This window comes from Sphingopyxis sp. MG (genome assembly GCF_002953155.1).
Classification (GTDB): domain Bacteria; phylum Pseudomonadota; class Alphaproteobacteria; order Sphingomonadales; family Sphingomonadaceae; genus Sphingopyxis; species Sphingopyxis granuli.
Window position 1 is genome coordinate 710,452 of sequence record NZ_CP026381.1, and the last position, 22,314, is coordinate 732,765.

Annotated in this window: 25 protein-coding genes; 13 read left to right on the forward strand and 12 right to left on the reverse strand. The window is 62.6% G+C overall.

The window, feature by feature from the left end:
- Positions 1-70: 70 nt before the first annotated feature.
- From C3E99_RS03230 to C3E99_RS03240, 3 genes are all read right to left on the reverse strand, one after another.
- Complete coding sequence (locus C3E99_RS03230) at positions 71-562, reverse strand: hypothetical protein (protein ID WP_104959391.1); 492 nt, start codon at positions 560-562, stop codon at positions 71-73.
- Positions 559-3,366: a DNA polymerase I gene (polA, locus tag C3E99_RS03235; RefSeq protein ID WP_076074389.1), complete on the reverse strand. Its 2,808-nt coding sequence runs from the start codon at positions 3,364-3,366 to the stop codon at positions 559-561. The genes C3E99_RS03230 and polA overlap by 4 nt, the downstream gene beginning before the upstream one ends.
- Positions 3,367-3,432: 66 nt before the next feature.
- The gene (locus C3E99_RS03240) at positions 3,433-3,921 is read right to left on the reverse strand and encodes a GFA family protein (protein WP_076074392.1); all 489 of its coding nucleotides are present in this window, start codon (positions 3,919-3,921) and stop codon (positions 3,433-3,435) included.
- A 408-nt stretch (positions 3,922-4,329) separates the two neighbouring features.
- On the opposite strand from C3E99_RS03240, the gene C3E99_RS03245 reads away from it, so the two are divergent.
- Positions 4,330-5,178, forward strand: coding sequence for a type IV toxin-antitoxin system AbiEi family antitoxin domain-containing protein (locus C3E99_RS03245; protein WP_104959392.1), 849 nt, complete (start codon positions 4,330-4,332; stop codon positions 5,176-5,178).
- Positions 5,178-6,092 (forward strand): nucleotidyl transferase AbiEii/AbiGii toxin family protein, encoded by a 915-nt coding sequence (locus C3E99_RS03250; RefSeq protein WP_047165824.1) that lies wholly within the window; start codon positions 5,178-5,180, stop codon positions 6,090-6,092. The genes C3E99_RS03245 and C3E99_RS03250 overlap by 1 nt, the downstream gene beginning before the upstream one ends.
- A 42-nt stretch (positions 6,093-6,134) precedes the next feature.
- Here C3E99_RS03250 and arsH read toward each other — a convergent pair whose 3' ends face one another.
- Genes arsH through C3E99_RS03275 form a run of 5 tightly spaced genes read right to left on the reverse strand, consistent with a single transcriptional unit; the run spans position 6,135 to position 9,244 of the window.
- A complete protein-coding gene (arsH, locus tag C3E99_RS03255) occupies positions 6,135-6,848 on the reverse strand; it encodes an arsenical resistance protein ArsH (protein ID WP_047165825.1) in 714 nt (237 codons plus the stop codon).
- The gene (gene arsB, locus C3E99_RS03260; RefSeq protein ID WP_088712229.1) at positions 6,848-7,903 is read right to left on the reverse strand and encodes an ACR3 family arsenite efflux transporter; all 1,056 of its coding nucleotides are present in this window, start codon (positions 7,901-7,903) and stop codon (positions 6,848-6,850) included. The genes arsH and arsB overlap by 1 nt, the downstream gene beginning before the upstream one ends.
- Positions 7,904-7,912: 9 nt before the next feature.
- A complete protein-coding gene (gene arsC / locus C3E99_RS03265; RefSeq protein WP_088712228.1) occupies positions 7,913-8,338 on the reverse strand; it encodes an arsenate reductase (glutaredoxin) in 426 nt (141 codons plus the stop codon).
- A gap of 8 nt (positions 8,339-8,346) precedes the next feature.
- Entirely contained in the window at positions 8,347-8,889 is a 543-nt protein-coding gene (locus C3E99_RS03270) for an arsenate reductase ArsC (protein WP_088712227.1), read from the reverse strand.
- Positions 8,882-9,244 carry an ArsR/SmtB family transcription factor gene (locus tag C3E99_RS03275; RefSeq protein ID WP_104960294.1) on the reverse strand — a complete coding sequence of 121 codons (363 nt, stop codon included), beginning with the start codon at positions 9,242-9,244 and terminating at the stop codon, positions 8,882-8,884. The genes C3E99_RS03270 and C3E99_RS03275 overlap by 8 nt, the downstream gene beginning before the upstream one ends.
- Before the next feature lie 265 nt (positions 9,245-9,509).
- Between C3E99_RS03275 and C3E99_RS03280 the strand changes: the two genes are divergently transcribed.
- The 4 genes from C3E99_RS03280 (at position 9,510) to C3E99_RS03295 (ending at position 13,660) form a co-directional block, all read left to right on the forward strand.
- Entirely contained in the window at positions 9,510-10,310 is an 801-nt protein-coding gene (locus C3E99_RS03280; protein WP_104959393.1) for a DUF1883 domain-containing protein, read from the forward strand.
- A gap of 23 nt (positions 10,311-10,333) precedes the next feature.
- Positions 10,334-10,531: a hypothetical protein gene (locus tag C3E99_RS03285; RefSeq protein WP_104959394.1), complete on the forward strand. Its 198-nt coding sequence runs from the start codon at positions 10,334-10,336 to the stop codon at positions 10,529-10,531.
- A gap of 13 nt (positions 10,532-10,544) precedes the next feature.
- Positions 10,545-10,742 (forward strand): hypothetical protein, encoded by a 198-nt coding sequence (locus C3E99_RS03290; RefSeq protein WP_028035883.1) that lies wholly within the window; start codon positions 10,545-10,547, stop codon positions 10,740-10,742.
- 137 nt (positions 10,743-10,879) lie between these two features.
- On the forward strand, positions 10,880-13,660 hold the full coding sequence (locus C3E99_RS03295; protein WP_234002578.1) for a UvrD-helicase domain-containing protein: 2,781 nt from the start codon (positions 10,880-10,882) through the stop codon (positions 13,658-13,660).
- Between the two features lie 48 nt (positions 13,661-13,708).
- Here the strand turns inward: C3E99_RS03295 and C3E99_RS03300 are convergent, their stop codons facing one another.
- Positions 13,709-14,374, reverse strand: coding sequence for a DeoR family transcriptional regulator (locus C3E99_RS03300; RefSeq protein WP_104959396.1), 666 nt, complete (start codon positions 14,372-14,374; stop codon positions 13,709-13,711).
- A gap of 163 nt (positions 14,375-14,537) precedes the next feature.
- Between C3E99_RS03300 and C3E99_RS03305 the strand changes: the two genes are divergently transcribed.
- From C3E99_RS03305 to C3E99_RS03315, 3 genes are all read left to right on the forward strand, one after another.
- The gene (locus C3E99_RS03305) at positions 14,538-16,055 is read left to right on the forward strand and encodes a recombinase family protein (protein ID WP_267894967.1); all 1,518 of its coding nucleotides are present in this window, start codon (positions 14,538-14,540) and stop codon (positions 16,053-16,055) included.
- Positions 16,055-16,954, forward strand: coding sequence for a plasmid partitioning protein RepB C-terminal domain-containing protein (locus tag C3E99_RS03310; RefSeq protein ID WP_104959397.1), 900 nt, complete (start codon positions 16,055-16,057; stop codon positions 16,952-16,954). Before C3E99_RS03305 ends, C3E99_RS03310 begins: the two co-directional genes overlap by 1 nt.
- 178 nt (positions 16,955-17,132) lie before the next feature.
- The gene (locus tag C3E99_RS03315; protein WP_442800477.1) at positions 17,133-17,876 is read left to right on the forward strand and encodes a plasmid partitioning protein RepB C-terminal domain-containing protein; all 744 of its coding nucleotides are present in this window, start codon (positions 17,133-17,135) and stop codon (positions 17,874-17,876) included.
- Positions 17,877-18,210: 334 nt separating this feature from the next.
- Here the strand turns inward: C3E99_RS03315 and C3E99_RS19625 are convergent, their stop codons facing one another.
- Positions 18,211-18,678, reverse strand: coding sequence for an SLATT domain-containing protein (locus C3E99_RS19625; protein ID WP_158682088.1), 468 nt, complete (start codon positions 18,676-18,678; stop codon positions 18,211-18,213).
- A gap of 34 nt (positions 18,679-18,712) precedes the next feature.
- On the opposite strand from C3E99_RS19625, the gene tnpA reads away from it, so the two are divergent.
- From tnpA to C3E99_RS03340, 4 genes are read left to right on the forward strand one after another with little or no spacing between them, the layout of a single operon-like run.
- Positions 18,713-19,057, forward strand: coding sequence for an IS66-like element accessory protein TnpA (gene tnpA, locus C3E99_RS03325; protein WP_104959399.1), 345 nt, complete (start codon positions 18,713-18,715; stop codon positions 19,055-19,057).
- A complete protein-coding gene (tnpB, locus tag C3E99_RS03330) occupies positions 19,054-19,395 on the forward strand; it encodes an IS66 family insertion sequence element accessory protein TnpB (RefSeq protein WP_104959400.1) in 342 nt (113 codons plus the stop codon). The genes tnpA and tnpB overlap by 4 nt, the downstream gene beginning before the upstream one ends.
- Before the next feature lie 60 nt (positions 19,396-19,455).
- Positions 19,456-21,099, forward strand: a complete 1,644-nt coding sequence (tnpC, locus tag C3E99_RS03335; RefSeq protein WP_104960297.1) for an IS66 family transposase — start codon at positions 19,456-19,458, stop codon at positions 21,097-21,099.
- Positions 21,099-21,311: a hypothetical protein gene (locus tag C3E99_RS03340; protein WP_104959401.1), complete on the forward strand. Its 213-nt coding sequence runs from the start codon at positions 21,099-21,101 to the stop codon at positions 21,309-21,311. The genes tnpC and C3E99_RS03340 overlap by 1 nt, the downstream gene beginning before the upstream one ends.
- On the opposite strand, the gene C3E99_RS03345 is transcribed toward C3E99_RS03340, so the two are convergent.
- On the reverse strand, positions 21,306-21,806 hold the full coding sequence (locus C3E99_RS03345; RefSeq protein ID WP_104959402.1) for a DUF4231 domain-containing protein: 501 nt from the start codon (positions 21,804-21,806) through the stop codon (positions 21,306-21,308). The two genes, C3E99_RS03340 and C3E99_RS03345, sit on opposite strands and share 6 nt — an antisense overlap.
- Positions 21,803-22,300, reverse strand: a complete 498-nt coding sequence (locus tag C3E99_RS03350; protein WP_104959403.1) for a TIR domain-containing protein — start codon at positions 22,298-22,300, stop codon at positions 21,803-21,805. Before C3E99_RS03350 ends, C3E99_RS03345 begins: the two co-directional genes overlap by 4 nt.
- Positions 22,301-22,314: the final 14 nt, after the last annotated feature.

Below are 22,314 nucleotides of genomic sequence, written 5' to 3' on the forward strand. Positions count from 1 at the left end.
CGCCATAGAGCGAAAGGCCGCGCGGCGAAAGGGCGCTGGAGCCGGCCGCCGCTTCAGTCGCGATGGGCCGTTAATCGCGCCAGGGACCGATCTCCCCGACCTCGCCGATGGTACGGAAACGCGCGGCGCCGTCGATCCACGCGACTTCCCACATCGGCGCGGGGCGTGCCCATTCGCCGATCACGAACAGCGGCAATCGGTTCGTCGTGACGAAGGCGAGGTCGTCGGGGGTTGGACCGGGAACGATGGTTTCGGGTCGCTGGTGCAGCCGCACGACCGCGAGCGTGCCCGCTGGCGGGGCGGGGAGCGACTGGCGCACCGAAAAGCCGAAGCTGCCCGCGACGGCGGGAAATCCCTTGTCGTCGCGCGCGAGCAGCAGAATCTTGTCGCCGGTGCCGAGCGGGCCGCCGACCGGCCGGCCCACCGCCTTGCGGCCGACGACGGCCGCGAACTCGCGCAGATCACTTTCGGCGACGGGTGCCGGCGCGGCGGTTTCGGCGGGGGGAGGGGCCGCGAGCGGATCGAGGGCGAAGGCGGCGAGCAGAAGGGCGATGCCGGTCAATGCGCGTCGCCCCAGCTCTTGCCGACTCCGATCTCGACGTCGATCGGGACCGACAGCTTCAGTATCGGCTCGGCAGCGCCCATCATCACGCGGCGGATCACCGCGCCCGCGGCTTCGGCCTTGGCCTCGGGGGCTTCGAAGACCAGTTCGTCGTGGACCTGCAACAGCATCGTCACGTCGGACAGTCCGGCATCGGCGAGCGCCCCGGGCATGCGCGCCATCGCGCGCTTGATCAGGTCGGCGCTGGTGCCCTGGATCGGTGCGTTGATTGCAGCGCGCTCGCTGCCCTGCCGCTCGTTCTGGTTCGCGGCCTTGATGCGCGGGAACCAGGTTTTGCGGCCGAACAGCGTCTCGGTATAGCCATGTTCGCGCGCGCCCTCCAGCGTGGCCTGGATATAGTCGCTGATGCCGGGAAAGCGCTCGAAATAGCGGCTGATCAAGGCTTGTGCCTCGTCGGGCGTGATTTCCAGCCGTCCCGCGAGGCCCCAGCGCGAAATGCCGTAGAGGATGGCGAAGTTGATCGTCTTGGCCTTGGCGCGCGTATCGCGGTTCACCTCGCCGAACAGCTCGATCGCGGTCGCGGCGTGAATGTCCTGCCCCTGCGCAAAGGCCTGTTTCAGTTCGGGCACATCGGCCATGTGCGCCGCGAGCCGCAGCTCGATCTGGCTATAGTCCGCCGCCATCAGGACATGGTCCGGCGCAGCGATGAAGGCGTCGCGGATCTGCCGACCGACCTCGGTACGGATCGGGATGTTCTGAAGGTTCGGGTCGGTCGACGACAGCCGCCCGGTCTGCGCGCCGACGAGGCTGTAGCTGGTGTGGACGCGGCCGGTCTTCGCGTTGATCTGTTGCTGCAGCGCGTCGGTATAGGTGGATTTCAGCTTGGCGAGCTGCCGCCACTCGAGGACCTTCCGCGCGATCGGCACGCCGTCGCGCTCGAGCCGTTCCAGTTCGTTCTGGTCGGTCGACCAGTCGCCCGACTTGCCCTTGCGCCCGCCCTTCAGGCCCAGCTTGTCGAACAATATCTCGCCGAGCTGCTTGGGGCTGCCGATCACGAACGGCTGGCCCGCGAGCGCATGAATCTCGCCTTCCGTGCGCAGCATGGCGTTCGCGAACTCGCCCGACAGCCGCGCCAGATAGTCGCGGTCGACCATGATCCCCGCGCGCTCCATCGCCTCGACGGTCGCGACGAGCGGGCGATCGACCATCTCGTAAACGCGCGTCCCGCCTTCGAGCGGCAGGCGCAGCTTGAGCAGCTTCCACAGCCGCCACGCGACCTCGGCATCCTCGGCCGCATATTCGGTCGCCCGCGCCAGCTGCACCTCGGCGAAGCTGATCTGCGACTTGCCGGTTCCGCACATCTCCTTGAAGGTCAGGCAGGTGTGATCGAGGTGCAGCTTGGCCAGTTCGTCGAGCCCGTGGCCGTGCTTGCCCGCGTCGAGCGCGAAGCTCATCACCAGCGTGTCGTCATAGGGCGCGATGCGCACGCCGTGCTGCGCGAGCACGCCGATGTCATATTTGAGGTTGTGGCCGACCTTGAGCACCGCCTCGTCGGTGAACAGCGAATGGAGGCGGCCGAGTGCATCGGCGACCGGCACCTGTTCGGGTTTTTCGGCGAACATGTCGGTGCCGCCGTGGCCGAGCGGGATGTAGCAGGCCTTGCCCGGACCGGTCGACAGGCTGACCCCGACGAGCGTCCCGGTGACGCTGTCGAGGCTCGCGGTCTCGGTATCTACCGCGACGACATGCGCGGCGCGCGCCGCCTCGATCCAGCGGTCGAGCGCCTCGATCGTCGTCACCGTCTCGTAGAGCGAGCGGTCGATCGGTGGCATCGGCGGCAGCGTCGGGGTCGAAGGCGCGGCGGTGGCAGCGCCCGCATCCACCGCGCGCGGCAGCGTCGGCGGACCGCCCGGCGTCGTCCCGGTGTCGAGCTTCGCCGACAGCGAACGGAAGCCATGCTCGTCGAGGAAGAGCTTCAACGGCTCGGGCGGGATGGCATCCAGCCGGAAATCCTCCATCGGCTCGGGCAGCGGGCAGTCGCGCTTGAGGTCGACCAGAATGCGCGACAGCCGCGCCATCTCCGCATGTTCGATCAGATTGTCGCGCAGCTTCGACGGCTTCATCGTCGCGGCGCCCGCCAGCGCCGCCTCCAGGTCGCCATATTCGACGATCAGCTTGGTCGCGGTCTTGGGCCCGACCCCACGCACGCCGGGGACGTTGTCGACGCTGTCGCCCATCAGCGCCAGCACGTCGCCGACCAGCTCGGGACCGACGCCGAATTTTTCCTGCACCGCGTCGAGACCGAGCCGGACGTTCTTCATCGTGTCGAGCATGTCGACCTCCGGCGCGCCATTGCCCTCGCGGACGAGCTGCATCAGGTCCTTGTCGCTGCTGACGATGGTGACGTCCCACCCCTCGCGAACCGCGGCCTCGGTATAGCTGGCGATCAGGTCGTCGGCCTCGAAACCCTCCATCTCGATGCACGGCAGCGAGAAGGCGCGCGTCGCGTCGCGGATCAGCGGGAATTGCGGAACCAGGTCGGCGGGCGGCTCGGGCCGGTTCGCCTTGTACTGGTCATAGATTTCGTTGCGGAACGACTGGCTCGAATGGTCGAGGATGACGGCGAGGTGCGTCGGGCCGTCGGCGGCGTGCAGATCCTTCGCGAGCTTCCACAACATGGTGGTGTAGCCATAGACCGCGCCGACCGGCACGCCCCGGGGGTTCGTCAGCGGCGGCAGGCGGTGATAGGCGCGAAAGATGTAGCTGGAGCCATCGACCAGATAGAGGTGATTCTTCTCGGACATGGCGGCGGTGTAGCAGGGCGGACCCGGCCTAGCGATAGGCGATCCGGCTCCGCGGCGCCGGCCTTGTCAGGGCCAGCTTTCGGTGTCGTGATCGGGATGCTGGTGGTTGCTCGGGGCGATGGCTTCGGCGATACCCGACATCGTCTGCTCGGTGGTGCCTTCCTCGCGCAGCGTGACGAGCGTCTCGAACCAGGGCATCCGCGCCTCGATGCCGAACTGCATTTTTGGCGGAAAGCGCGCGGGCTCGTCGAGCGATCCGGTCGTGACGCTCAGATGCCGGCTTTCGGGATAGTCATAATAGAGCGGCGTCCCGCAGTCGCGGCAATAGCCGCGCTCGATCTGGTCGGAACTGTTGAAGATCGCGGGCGTGCCGCGCGTCCAGCGCAGCGCATCCTTCGGCACGCCAACCAGCGCCGCGAAGAAATGCCCCGTCGCCTTCTGGCACATGCGGCAATGGCAGATGTGCGACGTGTCGAGCATCGCCGACGCATGATAGCGCACCGCGCCGCACTGGCAGCCACCCGATGCTTCGGTTTCGATGCGGGTCGGGGTCATCCTCTTCGTCTCCTCATGCGGACGGGATGGTCCCCTTTCCGATCACTCCCACTCAATCGTCCAAACCAACATTAAGCCGTTGATATCACGTATAATTATGGCCTTGGGGCGCGCAAAAACCGACTACTGGCTAGTCAAAATGTTACGCTTTTGATTTTAAAGGGAAAAAGGGTCGAAAAAAAATTTGTGGGTTTCAAGGACAATCGGCGTCAATCGCCAGTCTCGACCCTGTGAACGCCGTCCCACAGATTGACCCAATCTGTAGCAGAAAACACCGCTGACCACAACGAGCAGCCTGTCTCGGACAAGAGGTCAGTTTGCGTTTATGCCGATTTGCTAACCACAAAGCAGCAAACCAGGGCATCTTCAAACTCGCGCTTGGTTTGAAAATATGCTAAAACACTCACTATGAGTGAGCAAACAATAGGAAAGTTAAAGCAACTGGAACAGGTCCTGCCTGAGGGCCTGCTCGTCGATGCCGCGTGGCTTTCCGCTCAAGGCTACTCAACCTCGCTGCGCACCAAATATGTTGCCTCTGGCTGGCTCGAGCAGCCGGCACGCCGAGTGTATCGGCGCCCTCGCGGACAGCTTGGCTGGCAGCAGGTGGTCGTCTCGCTGCAGACGCTTCTCGGCTATCGTCTCACCGTTGGCGGCCGGACAGCCCTCGAGCTGCAAGGCTATGCCCATTACCTCTCACAGGATCGTTCCGAGATCCATCTTCACGGTCCAGCGAAGCCGCCCAGCTGGCTCACGACGCTCCCACTGAAGGAACGGTTCGTGTATCACAACAGCTCGCCGCTCTTCGGGACCGACCTGGAGGATGTCAGCTTTCCTTCCCTCGTTTCGGACCGCGCACCTGATGCGCGAGTTGCGGGATCTTTTCAGGACGCCGGATTGCGCGCTCTGCCCTGGGGGCAATGGGATTGGCCGTTGACGGTATCGACGCCCGAACGGGCGGTTCTCGAACTTCTCGATGAGCTGCCCCAGCGTGAGAGCTTCGATCAGGTCGACGTGCTGATGGAAGGTCTGAGCGATCTTGCGCCGAGGCGGCTCCAGAAGCTGCTTGTCCGCTGCCGCAGTGTGAAGGTGAAGCGCCTGTTCTTCTTCTTTGCCGATCGGCATCGCCATGCATGGCTCAAGCAAGTCGACCGGACCGCAATCGAACTGGGTTCGGGCAAGCGCATGCTGGTCAAGGACGGCAGGTACGACCCGACCTACGAGATCACTGTCCCCAAGGAACTGGCCGAGGCGTATTGATGGCATTTGCGGACACTTACCGAAATCAGGTCGCATTACTGATCCGCACACTGCCTTCGGTGGTTGCGGAAGAGTGCTTCGCGATGAAGGGTGGCACGGCGATCAATCTGTTCGTGCGCGACCTGCCGCGCCTCTCGGTCGATATCGATCTTACCTACCTGCCAGTGCAGGACCGCGCGACCTCGCTTGCAACGATCAATGCGGCGATGGCGCGCATCGCTGAGCGCATTACCGAGTCAGTCCGCGGCTCCCGTGTCGCTCCGTCACGCTCGCGCGAGAATGTGATCACTAAGCTCGTCGTCCGTGGCGATGGCGCGCAAATCAAGATTGAGGTGACGCCGGTCCTGCGTGGCTGCGTGTTCGAGCCCGCCATACGGTCGGTCTCCCCCAGCGTGGAAGATGAATTCGGCTTTGCCGAAATGCGGATCGTCTCGTTTCCCGATCTCTATGCCGGCAAGATTGTCGCCGCCCTCGACCGTCAGCATCCACGCGATCTGTTCGACGTGCGTGATCTTCTGGCGAATGAAGGCATCGACGATGCGCTGCGTCGGGCCTTCCTCATCTACCTGATCAGCCACGACCGCCCCATGGCCGAAGTTCTGGCGGTGCGGCGCAAAGATATTGCGGTAGAATTTGACCGAGGTTTCGTCGGCATGACGCGACAACCGGTCGAACTCGAGACCCTGCTTGCGGCGCGTGAAGCACTGATTGCCGACATCGTCGGAGAAATGCCCAATGCGCACCGCCAATTTCTGTTGGCGTTCGAGCGCGGCGAACCCGACTGGCCAGCCCTCAACCTGGAGGCCGGCGCCGAACTGCCGGCCGTGCGATGGCGGCAACAAAACCTCGATGGTTTGAAGGCTGAGAAACGCCAGGCACTGGTGCGGCAGCTTGAAGAGGTTCTGGCAACATAGGGTCGTAGAAGGCCGGAGCCGTCATCATCATCGGCGAGCAAATCAGGTGGCGGCCGAAAGGTTCACGCGCTCCATCAGCGCTTCGGCGCTTTCCTTGCGCTCCGAATAGCGATCGGTGAGATAGGTCGAGACATCCCGTGTGAGCAACGTGAACTTGACCAGCTCCTCCATCACGTCGACCACGCGATCGTAGTAGGAGGACGGTTTCATGCGGCCGGCCTCGTCGAATTGCTGGAACGCCTTGGCGACGGATGACTGGTTGGGGATCGTCACCATGCGCATCCATCGACCAAGCACCCGCATCTGATTGACGGCGTTGAAGCTCTGGGAGCCGCCCGATACTTGCATGACGGCCAGTGTTCGGCCCTGTGTCGGCCGGACGGCCCCGACCGAAAGGGGAATCCAGTCGATCTGGGCCTTCATCACCGCGCTCATCGCGCCGTGCCGCTCGGGACTCGTCCAGACCTGCCCCTCCGACCAGAGCGACAGGTCACGCAGCTCCTGCACTTTCGGGTGAGCGACTTCCGCTCCGTCCGGCAATGGCAGGCCGGTCGGGTCGAAGATGCGTGTTTCGGCGCCAAAGGCATTCAGCAGTAGTTCGGCCTCCTGCGTCAGAAACCGGCTATAGGAGCGCTCGCGAAGCGAGCCATAAAGCAGCAGGATGCGCGGCCGATGCGCCGAAGGCGACGCCCGCAGCCGGTCAATATCGGGAACATCGATGCAACCGGGATCGATATTGGGCAGAGCGTTCAGCATTAGTGGTTCGCCTCCGCGACAGCCACGGTCTTGCTGCCCCGCTCATACCAACCTTTCGAGCGGTTCACGATCCACACGACCGAGAGCATGACCGGCACTTCGATGAGAACGCCGACGACGGTGGCGAGCGCCGCGCCCGAATGGAACCCGAACAGGCTGATGGCAGCGGCGACGGCGAGTTCGAAGAAGTTGGAGGCACCGATAAGGGCCGAAGGGCCGGCGACGCAATGCTGCTCGCCCGTGATCCGATTCAGCAAATAGGCAAGTCCGGAGTTGAAATAGACCTGGATCAGGATCGGCACCGCGAGCAGCCCGATGACCATCGGCTGGGCGATGATCTGTTCGCCCTGAAAGCCGAATAACAGCACCAGTGTCACCAGCAGCGCCGTCAGCGAGGCCGGGCTTAGCCTGGCGAGCAGCCGGTCGAGCGCGGCTTGCCCGCCTGCCGCCAGCAAATAGCGACGCACGATCTGGGCGATAATCACCGGGATCACGATATAAAGCACAACCGATAAAACGAGCGTGCCCCATGGTACGGTGATCGCCGACAGGCCGAGCAGCAGGCCAACGATCGGCGCGAAGGCCACCACCATGATCGCGTCATTGAGCGCGACCTGGGAGAGCGTGAAATGCGGCTCGCCCTTGGTCAGGTGCGACCAGACGAACACCATCGCCGTGCACGGGGCAGCGGCAAGAATGATCAGGCCGGCGATATAGCTGTCGATCTGGCCGGCCGGCAGAAAGGGCCGGAAGAGCCAGCCGATGAACAGCCAGGCCAGCAACGCCATCGAGAAAGGCTTGATCGCCCAGTTGATAAACAGCGTTACGCCAATGCCCCGCCAGTGCCGGCCAACTTCGCCGAGCGTCGTGAAGTCGATCTTCAGCAGCATCGGTATAACCATCAGCCAGATCAGCCCCGCCACCGGCAGATTGACGTTAGCGATTTCGGCTGCGCCAATGGCCTGGAACACGCCCGGCACAAAATGGCCGAGTGCAATGCCAAGGATGATGCAAAGCGCGACCCACAGGGTTAGGTAGCGTTCGAATGTGGACATGGATTTCCCTTATGCGGTCGCTACGCGGTGACCGTGCTCGTCAATGACGCGCTCGCCATCTTCCTTGATGAATTTGTCTTGCTGCGGCGGCAGCAGGTCGAGCACGACTTCAGACGGCCGGCAGAGTTTCACGCCCTTGGGTGTGGCCACGATCGGTCGATTGATGAGGATCGGATGCGCCATCATGGCGTCGAGAAGCTGGTCGTCGGTCAGCGCCGGATCGCCAAGACCGAGCTCCCCATAAGGCGTTCCCTTTTCGCGCAGCAGCGCGCGCACCGATATGCCCATGCGCTGGATGAGCTGGTCCAGCATCACCCTTGAGGGCGGGGTCTTTAGATATTCGATGACATGGGGTTCGACACCGGCATTGCGGATCATCGCCAGCGTGTTGCGTGAGGTACCGCACTCGGGGTTGTGATAGATGACAACGTCCATGGCTGACCTCACGCGGCGCTGTTGCGGGACGAGGACGCCCCATCCGATTGCCCTATCTCCACGAGCTTGGCGCGCAGGGATGCCTTGTCGAGGCTGGCTACGGGGAGCGCGGTAAAAATGGAGATGCGATTCTTGAGGTAGCGAAGGGCCGCAACGAAGGCGGCTTCCTGTTCGATCTCGGAGCCTTCCACCGGGGCGGGATCTTCGATGCCCCAGTGCGCGGTCATCGGCTGGCCCGGCCAGACCGGACAGGCTTCACCGGCCGCGCTGTCGCAGACCGTGAACACGAAATCCATGGTCGGCGCATCAGACGCAGCGAATTCTTCCCAGCTCTTCGAGCGCAAGCCGTCGGCAGGATAGTCAAAGCTTTTCAGCACCTTCAACGCGAGGGGATGGACCTTCCCCTTGGGCTGACTGCCGGCGGAAAAGGCACGAAAGCGACCCGCGCCATCCTTGTTCAGGATGCTTTCTGCCAGGATCGAGCGCGCCGAATTGCCGGTACACAGAAACAGGACCTTGAAAATACGATCGGGTTGGCTTGCATCAGACATGGGCTGTGCCTTTCCTCGGTTCGCAACAAGATGACAACGCGGCCATGGCCGGGTTGCACACTTCCGGGTGCCCCTGACAGCAGTCGCGCATGAGGAATTCGATAAGGCCCGAGAGCACCCCGAGCGCCGCGGTGTAGATAATCGAGCGCCCGGCTCGCCGGGATTCAACAAGCCCGGCCTGTTCTAGATGGCTCAGGTGAAAAGACATGCGCGAAGAGGACGCGCCGTCCACTGCTTCGCCGATGGCACCGGCGGACATTCCTTCCGGCCCGGCCGTCACAAGAAGCCGAACGATGCGTAGCCTCGTCTCCTGCGAAAGCGCGGCGCAGGCCGCGAGAGCTCGTTTCTCATCCATAATCATCTCAATAATTCAAGAATCATTGAGATGATTGGTATAGCAAAAGCTCTCAGGGCACCAGTCCCTAGTGTGCATCGCGCGGCATCTGTCCATCGCATGGTGACGGACCGGACTTTGGGCCGCGTTAGGCAGTCGGCGTAGGTGACAGGATTTGTCACCTTCGTATGCGAATTTTATCCTGAAAAAGATAGACGATTCGCGATCGCTCTCCGCGCTCTCGAACAGTCTGCTCTTAGCTGAACGCACGCGATCGGAGAGCTCGATGAATTTCACGCATTACAATCTGGGGCATGTCGAACGGGGCAGTGTCGTCGTGGTGACGCTCAGCGGCAGTGCGGCCAACGTCCGCCTCATGGATGGCTCGAACTTCAACAGCTACAAAGCGGGCCGTCGCCATAGTTATGTCGGAGGCCTCGCGAAGCGCTCTCCCGTGCGCCTACCGGTGCCGCGTTCCGGCACCTGGCATGTTGCCATCGACATGCAGGGGCTTCGCGGATCGGTGCGGTCCGGAGTTCAGGTGGTCCCGGGTGCGGCGCTCACCCCTCTGCCCACAATCAACGAGGCACCGCTGCGCAGTGTCCCCACACTCGTCCGCGACGCCGATGATGATCTCGCGCCGCCGCCCGAGGCACCCGATGGCCGAGTGTTCGACGTTTTCATCTCTCATGCGTCCGAAGACAAGGACGAGGTCGTCCGACCGCTGGCAAATGCACTGCGCGAAGCAGGATTGTCGGTCTGGTATGACGAATTCGAACTGCGGATTGGCGACAGCCTTCGCCGCAAAATCGACCGGGGCCTGGGAAGCAGCCGCTTCGGCGTGGTTGTGCTGTCGCAGGCGTTCTTTGGCAAAGGCTGGCCCGAATACGAGCTCGACGGGCTCGTCACCCGCGCCGTATCGGGCGAGCAGATCCTGCTCCCGATCTGGCACAACGTCTCCAAACGCGAGGTGATCGGCTACTCGGCTTCGCTCGCCGATCGACTGGCGCGCAGCACCGCCACCCACACCGTCGAAGAGATTGCCGCGGAAATCGCCGACGTCGTGCGCTTGCCGAACGCGGCGTGACGCCAGAGGCCAGGAGAGACCAGATGAGAAAACAGGTTGAGGATGAATGGAGCGGCTGGGACGGCGACACCATCGTCCGGCTGACCGACGGTTCGGTGTGGCGCCAGGAGGAGTATCATTATGAGTATCGCTACGCCTACCGCCCCTCTGTGACCCTGTCCGGCAACGTCATGCATGTCGAGGGCATGAGCCGCGGCATCCGCGTCCGCCGGATCGACTAGGAGAACAACGCCGATGCAGACGCGTATTGCAGGAGCCTGGACGGGCTGGAGCGGCGATACCATTGTCAAGCTCGCCAATGGAACGGTCTGGCGCCAGGATCAGTACTATTATCGCTATCAGTACAAGTACAGGCCGCGTGTGGTGATCGAGGGCCGGTATATGCATGTCGAGGGCATGCCTAAGGCGGTACGCGTGCGCCGCATCGATTAGCAGTCAAAGTATCACTTCCGCGGCGGCGCTCATGACCGCTCATTCAAAAATCTGCCCGCCACCGGTTTGGAACATCTCAACAAGTTGCTGATAATCAGCCCTTTGAATCTGGATGTTCGGGCATATCGAAGGTGGCGTTGAGCAAATTGTTATCCGGCCGAGCGCAGACATACCGCCCCGGCTTTCTTGCGCGTTTGTTTGCTTCCGGAAAATGGAAGCTGACCCTGGACCCGAGACTGTCCGGGCGCATCCGGTTGCGCCAGGAAGGTGATATCGAGCTTGCCTGCCTCGATATCGTGTCGATTTCGGCCAGCAAGGCTCTGCTGTGGCACAGCGTTGAGATCCGCTCTCGCGGCAGAACGGATGCTCTGTCCGGCCTGACTGGTGAAGCAGCCGCGCAATTGGTCACTGACCTTCACGCCTTCATCAATACCCATCTCTTCGGCCTGATTGGCGCCGAAACGGGCCGCTTGCACGATGTCGATGCCCAGCTTCGGAAAATCACCGAAGGCAGCAGGCAGTATCTCGCTCAGGCCGATCTTGGCCGGGCGATTGCCAGCGTGCCAGGCGATGCGGCGGCCGCCCTCGCGCATCCGCTCTTGAATTCACAGTTAATGCCGGCCAGGCTCAAGGCGTCTCTGCCGCCTTCGTTCACCTTCCTGACGGATCCGGGCGTTCGCCAAGCCTATAATGAAGCATTCGTCGCCGCGGAGCTGGAAACATTCGGGCCGTTCTTCGACGATCTCGACGGGCGGTCCCTGTCCGATCAGCAACGCGAAGCCTGCATTCGCCTCGAGGACAACAATTTGCTGGTGGCCTCGGCGGGCTCGGGCAAGTCCGCGACCATGGTCGGCAAGGTTGCTTATGTTCTGGAAAAGCAGCTCTACCGGCCGGAGGAGATCCTGCTTCTGGCTTTCAACAAGAGTGCTGCCGATGAATTGAAGACCCGGATCGCCCGGCAACTGCAGGTCGAGGAAAGCGAGCTGGCTTGCCGCGTCACGACGTTTCATGCGCTGGGACGCGGCATTATCGAAGAGGTCGAGGGGCGGCCGCCCCAACTGGCCAATTGGGTCGAGCACCCTGCCGGCGAAACCAAGGTCATCGAAGAGATCATTCAAGCCTTGGTCGAGAGCGATCCGGAGTTCGCGCGGATGTGGAGCGATCTGCTGGTGGTGCATCCCAAGGCCGACATTCCGGTCGAGGTCTTCGACACCGAAACCGACTACAATCGCTATGTCTCCGATCGCCTCAGGAAGGGCTCTGCCACGATCGGCTCGCTTGCCGGCACTATCGTCAAGTCCCTGCAGGAGCAGAAGATCGTCAACTGGCTGTGGCTGCATTCGGTTGCCTTCGAATACGAGCGGCAGATCGCAGTCGAAGACGATGATGGTACGGTGCGCCACCTCCATCCCGACTTCTATTATCCGCAGGCTGACACGGTGCATGAGCACTTCGCGCTCAACGCCGATGGGACCTCGCCATTTGCGGACTATGCCGTGCATGCCGAGAGCAAGCGGCAGGCCTATCGCCGCAAAGGCATCGACTTCTTCGAAACGACGTCAGCCCAGGCCAGCAGCGAAACGCTTTTGAGCACGCTCGAAGCCGAGTTGGCGCAGCGCGCCGTGCCATTGGAGCGCAGGGACTATGCCGAGATCACCAAGGCGCTCGAGCCGGTGGTGATCAAGCATTATCACAAGCTCATATCGATCTGCATCAAGCACATTCGCGCCAGCCATTTGACGCTCGACATGCTGCTCGAACGCGCCAAAACCCTGCACGACAAGGAGCGGGCAAAGCTCTATGCCCGGGTCGTCTGGTCGATCGCGCAAGGCTATTCCCGCCGCCTGGAAGAGACCGACCGGATCGATTTCGATTCCATGATCGCCGATGCCGTCAGGCTTGTCGAAACCGGCCGCTATCAGAGCCCCTATTCGCTGATTCTTGTCGACGAGTTCCAGGATATCTCCGAGCCGCGCGCCAATCTCATCAAGGCGCTCAAGCAGCAGGTGGCGTTCAGCAAGGTATTCGCCGTCGGCGACGACTGGCAGTCGATCTATCGCTTTGCCGGATCGGACATCACAATCTTCACGCAGTTCGAGGCCAATTTCGGGGCAAGCTGGCGGGGGCGGCTGGAACAGACCTATCGCTGCAATCAGCTGATCGCCGAGACGGCCGCGAAATTCGTCCAGCGCAATCCAGAACAAATCGCCAAGGCGGTTCGCTCGACACGGCCTGCCATCGCGCGTTCGATCCGGGTCATTCCCATCGATGACGAGCGCAGCAGACCTGATTTTGCCAAGGCCTGCCATCGCCTGCTCGAACGGCTCGACACGGCTTTGGGCGGTATGGCCGCGCAGTGGCGCAAGGAGCCGGACGCCAAGCTCAAGGTTCTGGTTTTATGGCGGTACAATCTGCTCGATCCGTTCGCAGGACGTCCGCCCGCCTTTGCCCATATCGACGTTTCGGGGATGTCCTTTCACCGGGCCAAGGGGCTTGAGGCCGACTACACGATTTTACTCGATGTGAGCGAGGGCGACTACGGTGTGCCGAGCCGCATCGAGGACGATGAACTGCTCAATCTGGTTATTCCGCGCCCGGAGACTTACGCATATGCGGAAGAACGACGTCTGTTCTACGTTGCGCTGACGCGCGCTAGCCGGGGCGCCTATCTCATCACCAATAGCCGGCAACCGTCCCGCTATATCCGGGAGCTGTGCGAGATCGCGGGCGACGAGATCCGCTTTGAGACGATCGAAGGCGCAGCGCTGCGTCAATGCCCCAAGTGTCTGGTCGGGCAGATGGTCGAGAAGCGCAACAGGAACGGCACGGTGTTCAGCGGATGCAACCAGTTCCCCGATTGCAGGCATAGTGAAGGAGCTGAGACGCATCCGGCCACACGCTTGCGACGACGCGCATAAGGCCAGGTCTGCGGTCGTAACGAAGGGCAATTGGCCCCAATGACAGCCTCATCCGCCGAGCGGGCGCTCATGGGTCTCCGGAGCACTGGTTGTTCGTCGATATCGCCCTTTCCGCCGCGATCCGACATAGCAGATCAGGTTCGCCGTTTTCAGCGCGGCGATGTCGCGGCGCGCGGTTTTGAGGCTGACTTGCCACAAGGCCATGATCTCGCTGGCGCCGCAGCGATCGCCTTCGGCGACTCTGGCCAGAAACCAGTATTGGCGCTCATTGAGTTCAGCCCGATCAGGGTCATTCATAGGGTCGCGATCAGGGTCATCTTTAGGGTCATTTGGCCGGTGATCCGCCGGTCTCCTGCCTCCGGCAAACTCGCCGACGACATAGGCGGCCCGGGCCGCCGCCAGCGCATAGCGATCGACAGACCCTGACAATTTGGCGGCCACCGGTCCCTCGATGATCCCGAGAGCGAAAGCGCGAATGACGGGTGAGGACACCACGAGACGCAAGAAAAACACCGTATCGGGACCGTGTTGGCCCGACAGCCAGTGTTTGACGGTGCGCTCGCTGGCGTGGGTCTGGCGCATGATCTGCTTGATCGCACGGTGGCTGTCGCCGTGCTCCTTGCGCAGCAGTTCGGCCATGGTTTGCGCATAGATCTGGCGCGTGGCCAGGACACCTTTCCATGGCGGTAATTTCCTGCCCTTTTTCTGCAACATCTTCCGGTCTCTCCACAGTTAAACTGGTCGAGGTGCGGAAGCGGTGGCGAGGCCACGTGCTGAGGCGGTCGGTTGCCCGGACCGCCTCAGGTAAAGCAGGAAAGGGCAAAGTTTGCCGAGATGGGATCTTAACGACGACGACCGATCCGAGCCGGCACCTCTGGTGCGCGCGGCCGAATATGTCCGCATGTCGACCGATCATCAGAAATATTCGACTGAAAACCAATCCGACGCGATCCGGCAATATGCAGAAGCGCGCGGGATCGAGATCGTGCGCACCTATGCCGATGCTGGCAAGAGCGGTCTCAAGATCGAGGGCCGCGATGCGCTGAGGCAGTTGATCGAGGATGTTGAGGCCGGCACGGCCGATTTCAGATTGGTGCTGGTCTATGACGTCAGCCGCTGGGGCCGATTCCAGGACGCCGACGAGAGCGCTTACTACGAATATATCTGCAGGCGCGCCGGGATTGCGGTGCAATATTGCGCCGAGCAATTCGACAATGATGGCAGCCCGGTCTCGACCATCGTCAAGGGCGTCAAGCGCGCCATGGCCGGCGAATATAGCCGCGAGCTTTCGACCAAGGTGTTTGCCGGGCAAGGCCGGCTGATCGAAAAGGGATTTCGTCAGGGCGGCCCGGCCGGGTTTGGTTTGAGGCGCACGCTGATCGACGAGCATGGCGCGATCAAGGGGGTGCTGGTCCGCGGCGAGCACAAGAGCATCCAGACCGACCGGGTGATCCTCACGCCCGGGCCGGACGAAGAGGTCGCGCTGGTGCGCGATGTCTACCGCGCCTTTGTCCATGAGGGGCGCAGCGAAAGCGTGATCGCGGCCGATCTCAATGCGCGCGGCCTTACAACCGATCTTGGCCGGCCCTGGACGCGCGGCACGGTCCATCAGCTGCTGATCAATAAGAAATATGTTGGCGACAATGTCTGGAACCGCCGCTCGTTCAAGCTCAAGAAAAAGCGGGTGCGCAACGCGCCCGAGATGTGGATCCGCGCCGACGGCGCGTTTGAAGCGATTGTCGAGCGCGAGCTGTTCGAGGCGGCACGCTCGATCATCGCCGCGCGCTCGTTCCGCTTGAGCGATGAAGAGATGCTCACGGCCCTGGCCGAGCTGTACCAGCGTCAGGGCATGCTTTCGGGGATCATCATCGACGAATGCGAGGCCATGGCCTCGAGCAGCGCGTACAGTTCACGGTTCGGCAGCCTGCTCAGGGCCTATAGCCTGGTCGGGTTCACCCCGGAGCGGGACTATCGCTATGTCGCGATCAATCGCGAACTGCGCCAGCTTTATCCTGGCATCCTGCGCGAGGTGCTCGACGGTCTGCAGGCAAGCGGCAGCGAAGCGTGGCAGGAGGACGAGAGCGACCGGGTGATCGTCAACGGCGAATTCAGCGTCTCGGTGGTGATCGCGCGCTGTTTCGAGACCCCGACGGGGCTTTTACGCTGGAAGCTGCGTTTTGACACCTCGCTTGCCCCCGACATTACCGTGGTCGTGCGCATGGACCGCGCCAATCGCGCGCCATTCGACTACTACCTGTTCCCGCGCCTTGAGAAACTGGCCGACAAGGTCCGGCTGAGTGAAGACAATGCGCTGGCGCTCGACGCCTACCGCTTCGACGACCTCGACCTGCTCTACACCATCGCCGCTCCCATCCCCTTACCGGAGGCTGCCTGATGTCTGCCGTGCGTTCCAGCGGTGTCGAAATGATCCCGATTTCGCGGATCACGGTGCTCAACTCACGGGCGCGCAACAAGCGCCAGCACCGCGAGATCGTCAACAATATCGAGGCCATCGGGCTCAAGCGTCCGATCACGGTGGCGCGCCATAACGGTCCGGGCGGTGCGCGTTATGATCTGGTCTGCGGCGAGGGTCGGCTCGAAGCCTTCCAGATGCTAGGCCAGAGCGAAATCCCGGCGGTGGTGATCGAGGCCAGCGAGAGCCAATGCCTGGTGATGAGCCTGGTTGAAAACATTGCCCGCCGCACGCCGCGTCCGATCGACATCATGCGTGAGATCGGCGCCTTGCGCGCGCGGGGCTATAACGACACGGCCATCGGCGAAAAGCTCGGGGTCGGCGCGTCCTGGGTCAACATGATCGCCTCACTGCTCGAGCGCGGTGAGGAGCGTCTGGTCGCCGCGGTCGAAACCGGCGTTATCCCGATCACGCTGGCGATGGAGATTTCCAAGGCCGAGAGCGAGGAAGCCCAGACCCTACTGCTCGACGCCTATGAGACCGGCAAGCTCAGAGGCAAGAAGCTGGCGGCAGCGCGGCGTATGCTCGACATGCGCATGCGTGCGCAGGGCAAGGGCCTGCCTTCGGGGCGACTGGGCCGCAAGGGCAGCGGCAGGCGGATGACCGCCAACGATCTCATGCAGGTCTACCAGCGCGAAGCGGAAAAGCAGCGGCTCCTGGTCAAGAAGTCCGATTTCACCCAGACGCGGCTCTTGTTCATTGTCGAGGCGCTCAAAGACCTGCTCACCGACGAGAGCTTCCTTAATCTGCTCAGAGCCGAGGGCCTGGCGACGATGCCGCGGGCGCTGGCGATGCGGATTTCGGGAGAGCACGATGGCTGAACGGATCGACGATCCCGGCGATCGGATCCATCAGGCGTTCGAAAGCCAGTTCGTGACCATACCCGTCTCCAGCATCGTGCCGCTCAAGACGCTGCCCGATGGCGCGCGCGAGGGCCGAACCTTCGCGCAGGTACTTTCCTCGATCAAGGCGGTCGGGCTGATCGAAGCCCCGGCGGTCATGGCCGATACGGCCAAGACCGGATCGTATTTCCTGCTCGATGGGCATTTGCGGATCGAAGCGCTGAAAGAGCTTGGCATCGACCAAGTCGAATGCCTGATCGCCACCGATGACGACACCTATACCTATAACAAGCGGGTCAACCGGATACCGCCGATCCAGGAGCACCGGATGATCGCGCGGGCCATGGATCGCGGGGTGGCGGCGACCGATATTGCCGAGGCGCTGAACCTGCAGGTGGAATCGGTCATCCGGCGCTTTCGCCTGCTCGAGGGCATCAGCCCCGAAGCGGCCGAGATGCTGAAAGACACGCCCTGCTCGATGAAGGTGTTCGACATTCTGCGACAGATGTCGGCGATGCGGCAGATCGAGGCGGCGGATCTGATGATCGGGCAGAACAACTTTTCGATCATGTTTGCGCGGGCCCTTCGCGCAGCGACCCCGGACAATCAGCTGGCGACAGCCAGGAAGGGCAAAGGCGCCGGCACGCCGACCCCGTCAGGCCAGCAGATCGCGCGCATGGAGCGCGAACTGGCGGCGCTGCAAACGCAGGTCAAATCGGTCGAAGAAACCTATGGGGTCGACAATCTGCATCTGACGGTGGCGCGCGGCTATGTCGCCAAGCTTCTGGCCAATGGCCGGGTGGCGCGCTGGCTGGCCAGTCACCGCCAGGAATATCTCGGCGAGTTCCAGAAAATCGCCGAGATCGACACGCTGGCGCCGATCGCCGAGCCGGACGCCTGAGCAGGCAATGGGGACCCGGACCCGATAAGCGCGGGGACCATGGGAGACGCCGCACTGTGGGGCGGATCGAGCATGGTGGTGGGAATGGCGGCGAACCCGCAGGAAGCCCACCAGGCTGGCCGCCATCAGGTCCAGCCGCCCCGCGGAAGCACCACAAGCTCCCGCATCACAGATCGGCGTGCCGGAAGGCACCTTCCGGCACGCCGATCTTGCATTGCTCGAAGCGCTGTCCGTCAAACCGTTTGGTTGCTGCAGCCGGTATGACAGTCGTCAAAAGCCCGGAACTCGATACCCGACCCGAGTAGGAAAAGACGGTGGCCGACTAGCGACCGCATCAATCGTTCTGACGCGCCACCCATTGGGTGTGTTCGCGCGAAAATGCGCGCTCAGACTCGTTCACGAATTCAGAGAATTCAGACTCGGTCGTAACATCGCTGATCCGGGTCTGTATGATCCCGATCTCATGAGCCGTGAGGCTATAGGCCGAGGCCAGCTCGTTGAATTTCTTGATCTGAATCCAACCGATCGCAGCAGACGCGGCGACAAGCAGCGGTTCTGCCGGCCAGACCGACCAACCTTCAGGATAGTGCGAACGGATGAGCGCAAGAACGATAGCGCTGCCTTGAATGAGGATGCAGAAAGCAATCCAGCCCCGAAAATGCCGTCGGTTGGTGTTTACCTTCCCAACATACCAGTTGCGTTGTTCTACAATGCGCCTGGTCCGATAAAACTCGCGGCGCTCCTCAAGAGGAGTACCCGTCCGGTGAGGGCCGTGTTGTAGGTTGAGGTTTCGCGCGCTCATAAGCGTGCTCGTGTGAGCGAGCTTAAGGACGGATATGAGCCAGGTAACGCTGTTTAGCGGGCCCGAGCGGCGTCGGCGGTGGAGTGAGGACGAGCGGCTTCAGATCCTGAACGAGGCGTTTGCGCCGGGTTCCTGCGTTGCCGAGGTTAGCCGCCGGTATGATGTTTCCACCAGCCTGATCTATGCATGGCGGCGCAAGTTTCGCGCAGCCTTGCCGGGCCCAGTATTCGCCGAGGCGATGGTGGCCGACGAGCTGCAGCCGCCTTTGCCCGCGCCGGGCGTCGCGATCTTGATCGAGCTGCCGGGCGGCGCCCGGGTCAGCATTGCGGCCTCGGCATCGCCCGTGCTGACAGCCGCGGCCTTGAAGGCGCTGCGATGATCCCGCCCGGCGCGCGGGTGTGGATAGCGATGGGCCACACAGACATGCGCAAGGGCATGCAGGGGCTCGCGCTGCTCGTTCAACAGAGCCTGGGGCGGGATCCTTTCGGCGGCGATCTGTTCGTCTTTCGGGGGCGTGCCGGATCGCTGACCAAGATCATCTGGCATGATGGTATCGGCATGTCGCTTTACGCCAAGCGGCTCGAGAAGGGACGCTTTATCTGGCCGTCGGCGAAGGACGGGATCGTGTCGCTGACCAGTGCCCAACTGGCCTGTCTGCTTGACGGTATCGACTGGCGTAACCCGCAGTATAGCTGGCGGCCGCAGAGCGCGGGATAATGCCCGGGATGATGTATTATCGGCTTGATTGGCGGGGCCGATGGTGATTCATTCATGGGCATGGAAGCCGCCGTTTCGCCCCTTCCGGACGACGTCGCAGCGCTCAAGGCGCTGCTGAACGCGGCGACCCGCAGAGCCGATGAGGCAGAGGCGCGGCTCGCCAACGCAAAGGCCCGCGAGAGCGCCACCGAGGCGATGATCGCCCATCTCAAGCTGCAGATCGCCAAGCTGAAGCGCGAGGCCTACGGCGCCAGCGCAGAACGCAGCAAGCGCCTCCTGGCACAGATGGAGCTACAGCTCGAAGATCTCGAGGCCGATGCCAGCGAGGATGAGCTCGTCACCGAGGCCGCCGCCGCAAAGGCCCTGACCGTCACCGCGTTCGAGCGCAAGCGCCCGAGCCGCAAGCCGTTCCCCGATCACCTGCCGCGCGAGCGCATCGTCGTGCCCGCCCCCTGTTCCTGCCCGGCATGCGGCAGCAGCCGCCTTGCCAAGCTCGGCGAAGACATCACCGAGACGCTCGAGGTAATCCCGCGTTCGTGGAAGGTCACTCAGACAGTGCGCGAGAAGTTTTCTTGCCGGGATTGCGAGAAGATCGCGCAGGCGCCCGCGCCCTTTCATGTGCTCCCTCGCGGCTGGGCCGGGCCGAGCTTCCTCGCGATGCTGCTGTTCGAGAAGTACGGGCAGCACCAGCCGCTCAACCGCCAGGCGGAGCGGTTCGCCCGCGAGGGCGTGCCGCTCAGCACATCGACGCTCGGTGATCAGGTCGGCGGCGGCGCCCATGCGCTGATGCCGATCTATCGCCTGATCGAGGCCCATGTCCTCGCCGCCGAGCGATTGCACGGCGACGACACGACCGTGCCAGTCCTCGCGAAGGGCAAGACCGATACCGCGAGGCTGTGGGTCTATGTGCGCGACGACAAGCCGTTCGCTGGTGCCGATCCGCCCGCGGCATTGTTCCACTACTCACGCGATCGGCGCGGCGAGCATCCAAGAGTACATCTCGCCGCATGGTCAGGCATCCTGCAAGCCGATGCCTATGGCGGATATGGCGAGCTCTATCGCGATGACCGTGCGCCCGGCCCCGTCCTCGAAGCCGCATGTTTTGCCCACGCACGGCGCAAGTTCTTCGAGCTCGCCGACGTCGAGGGCGCTGCGCGCAAGAAGAGCCGCGGCGAGCGCGCCGGCATGATCTATCCGATCGCGCTCGAAGCCGTGCAGCGGATCGACGCGCTGTTCGACATCGAGCGCGCCGTGAACGGCTGCAGCGCCGCCGAACGCCTCGCCGTGCGGCAGGAGCTCAGCACGCCGCTCATTGCCGAGCTCCACGCCTGGCTCACCGCGCAGCTGGCCAAGCTGTCGCGCAACCACGATCTGGCGAAGGCGATAAATTACATGTTGCGACGCTGGGCCGCGTTCACTCGCTTCCTCGATGATGGCCACATCTGCCTGACGAACAACGCGGCTGAACGGGCGCTGCGCTGCGTCCCGCTCGGCCGCAAGGCCTGGCTGTTCTGCGGGTCCGATCGCGGTGGTCAGCGCGCCGCCATCCTCTACACCCTGATCCAGACCGCGCGACTGAACGACATCGACCCGCAGGCCTGGCTCGCCGATGTGCTCGCCCGCATCGCCGATCACCCGGTCAGCCGGCTGGATGAGCTCCTTCCCTGGAACTGGCAGATCAAGCCTGCAGCGATCGCCGCCTGATGGCCGTGAACAAAGTCGATAGCGTCAAAACCCTGGCGCTCGTCGCGCGCGAGCTCGGCAGGGACGAAGAGTGGCTCTTCGACATCGCCGCGGAAATGGAACCCGAAGACGGGCTGATATGGGTGTTCGGGCCCGATGAAGACGGCGGCGCCATGGCCTTCACGCCTGACGGCATCGAATGCCTCATCAACCTCATTGCCGAACAATCATAGCGGATCCGCGGCCTTCACCGGATGGCTACCAAGAGGAAGGGCACGGATTTCGTTCATCTTGGGCGTAATCTGATCGCCCGGCGTGGGGCGGCGGCTGATTGAATCGCGCACATGGCCGTTCGCGTCCAGAATCTCTTTGAGGAACGCGGCGAACTTCTGCTTGACCGAACTTACCTGAGGAACGTCTTCGAACGGCTCGGAGCGCATCATATAGCGCCAGGTCGACGTCTTGATGGACTCTGCCAGCGCGCGGCAACCGTACCAGTCCTTCTCCGGCTTCTTGACCGACATATAGATCAGCAACGCCGTCGACGCTCCGACGATAAACGCGTAAACGAGGAGAAGCGCGGGCGCATAATCGAACCATAACGCGACTGACGCGGCCGTGATCAACAGCCCATATTGGAGCCGGATCAGCCATAGGTAGCTCGATTGCGCGGCAACCGAGGATGCGTCAGCGGAATGGAACAGAGCGGGGTAATCTTCGGGCGTCACAAGCCGAGGTCCTTATAAACCTGCTCCTTATAATGCCAGTTATCCCCTTTGCCCTGGTACTTACTGTAGCTCGTACAGAAATCATCGAGGGCGTGCTTGATGATCCGGGCATTGAAAGACACGTGCACGGCGTCTGCATCACGAAGAATCGGTGGGCAGAGGTCGGCATCATAGCGCCGCATCTTGTTCAGATTCACAGCCACGACCGGCAGGCCGAGCGTCTGGCAGACTTCGATCTCCCACCGCACGAAACGATACAGGTTCTTGGTCGATTCCCCGATCAACACTACGGCCTGCTTCGCGGTGGAGAACCGCTCGCGGAGTTTCCGTTTGGTGTTCGCCTCACTCGACGCATTGGTGATCGTGTTCAGATCATGGGCGTCGTTGAAGTTGAAATCGATCTTCTTGTTCTGGTTCCAACCCTTCATGTAGGCATAGGCCCACATGTCGTTGTCGCCATCAAAAATCACATAGGTCTTGTTGCGGTAGCCCATAGCTCCCCCCTCTC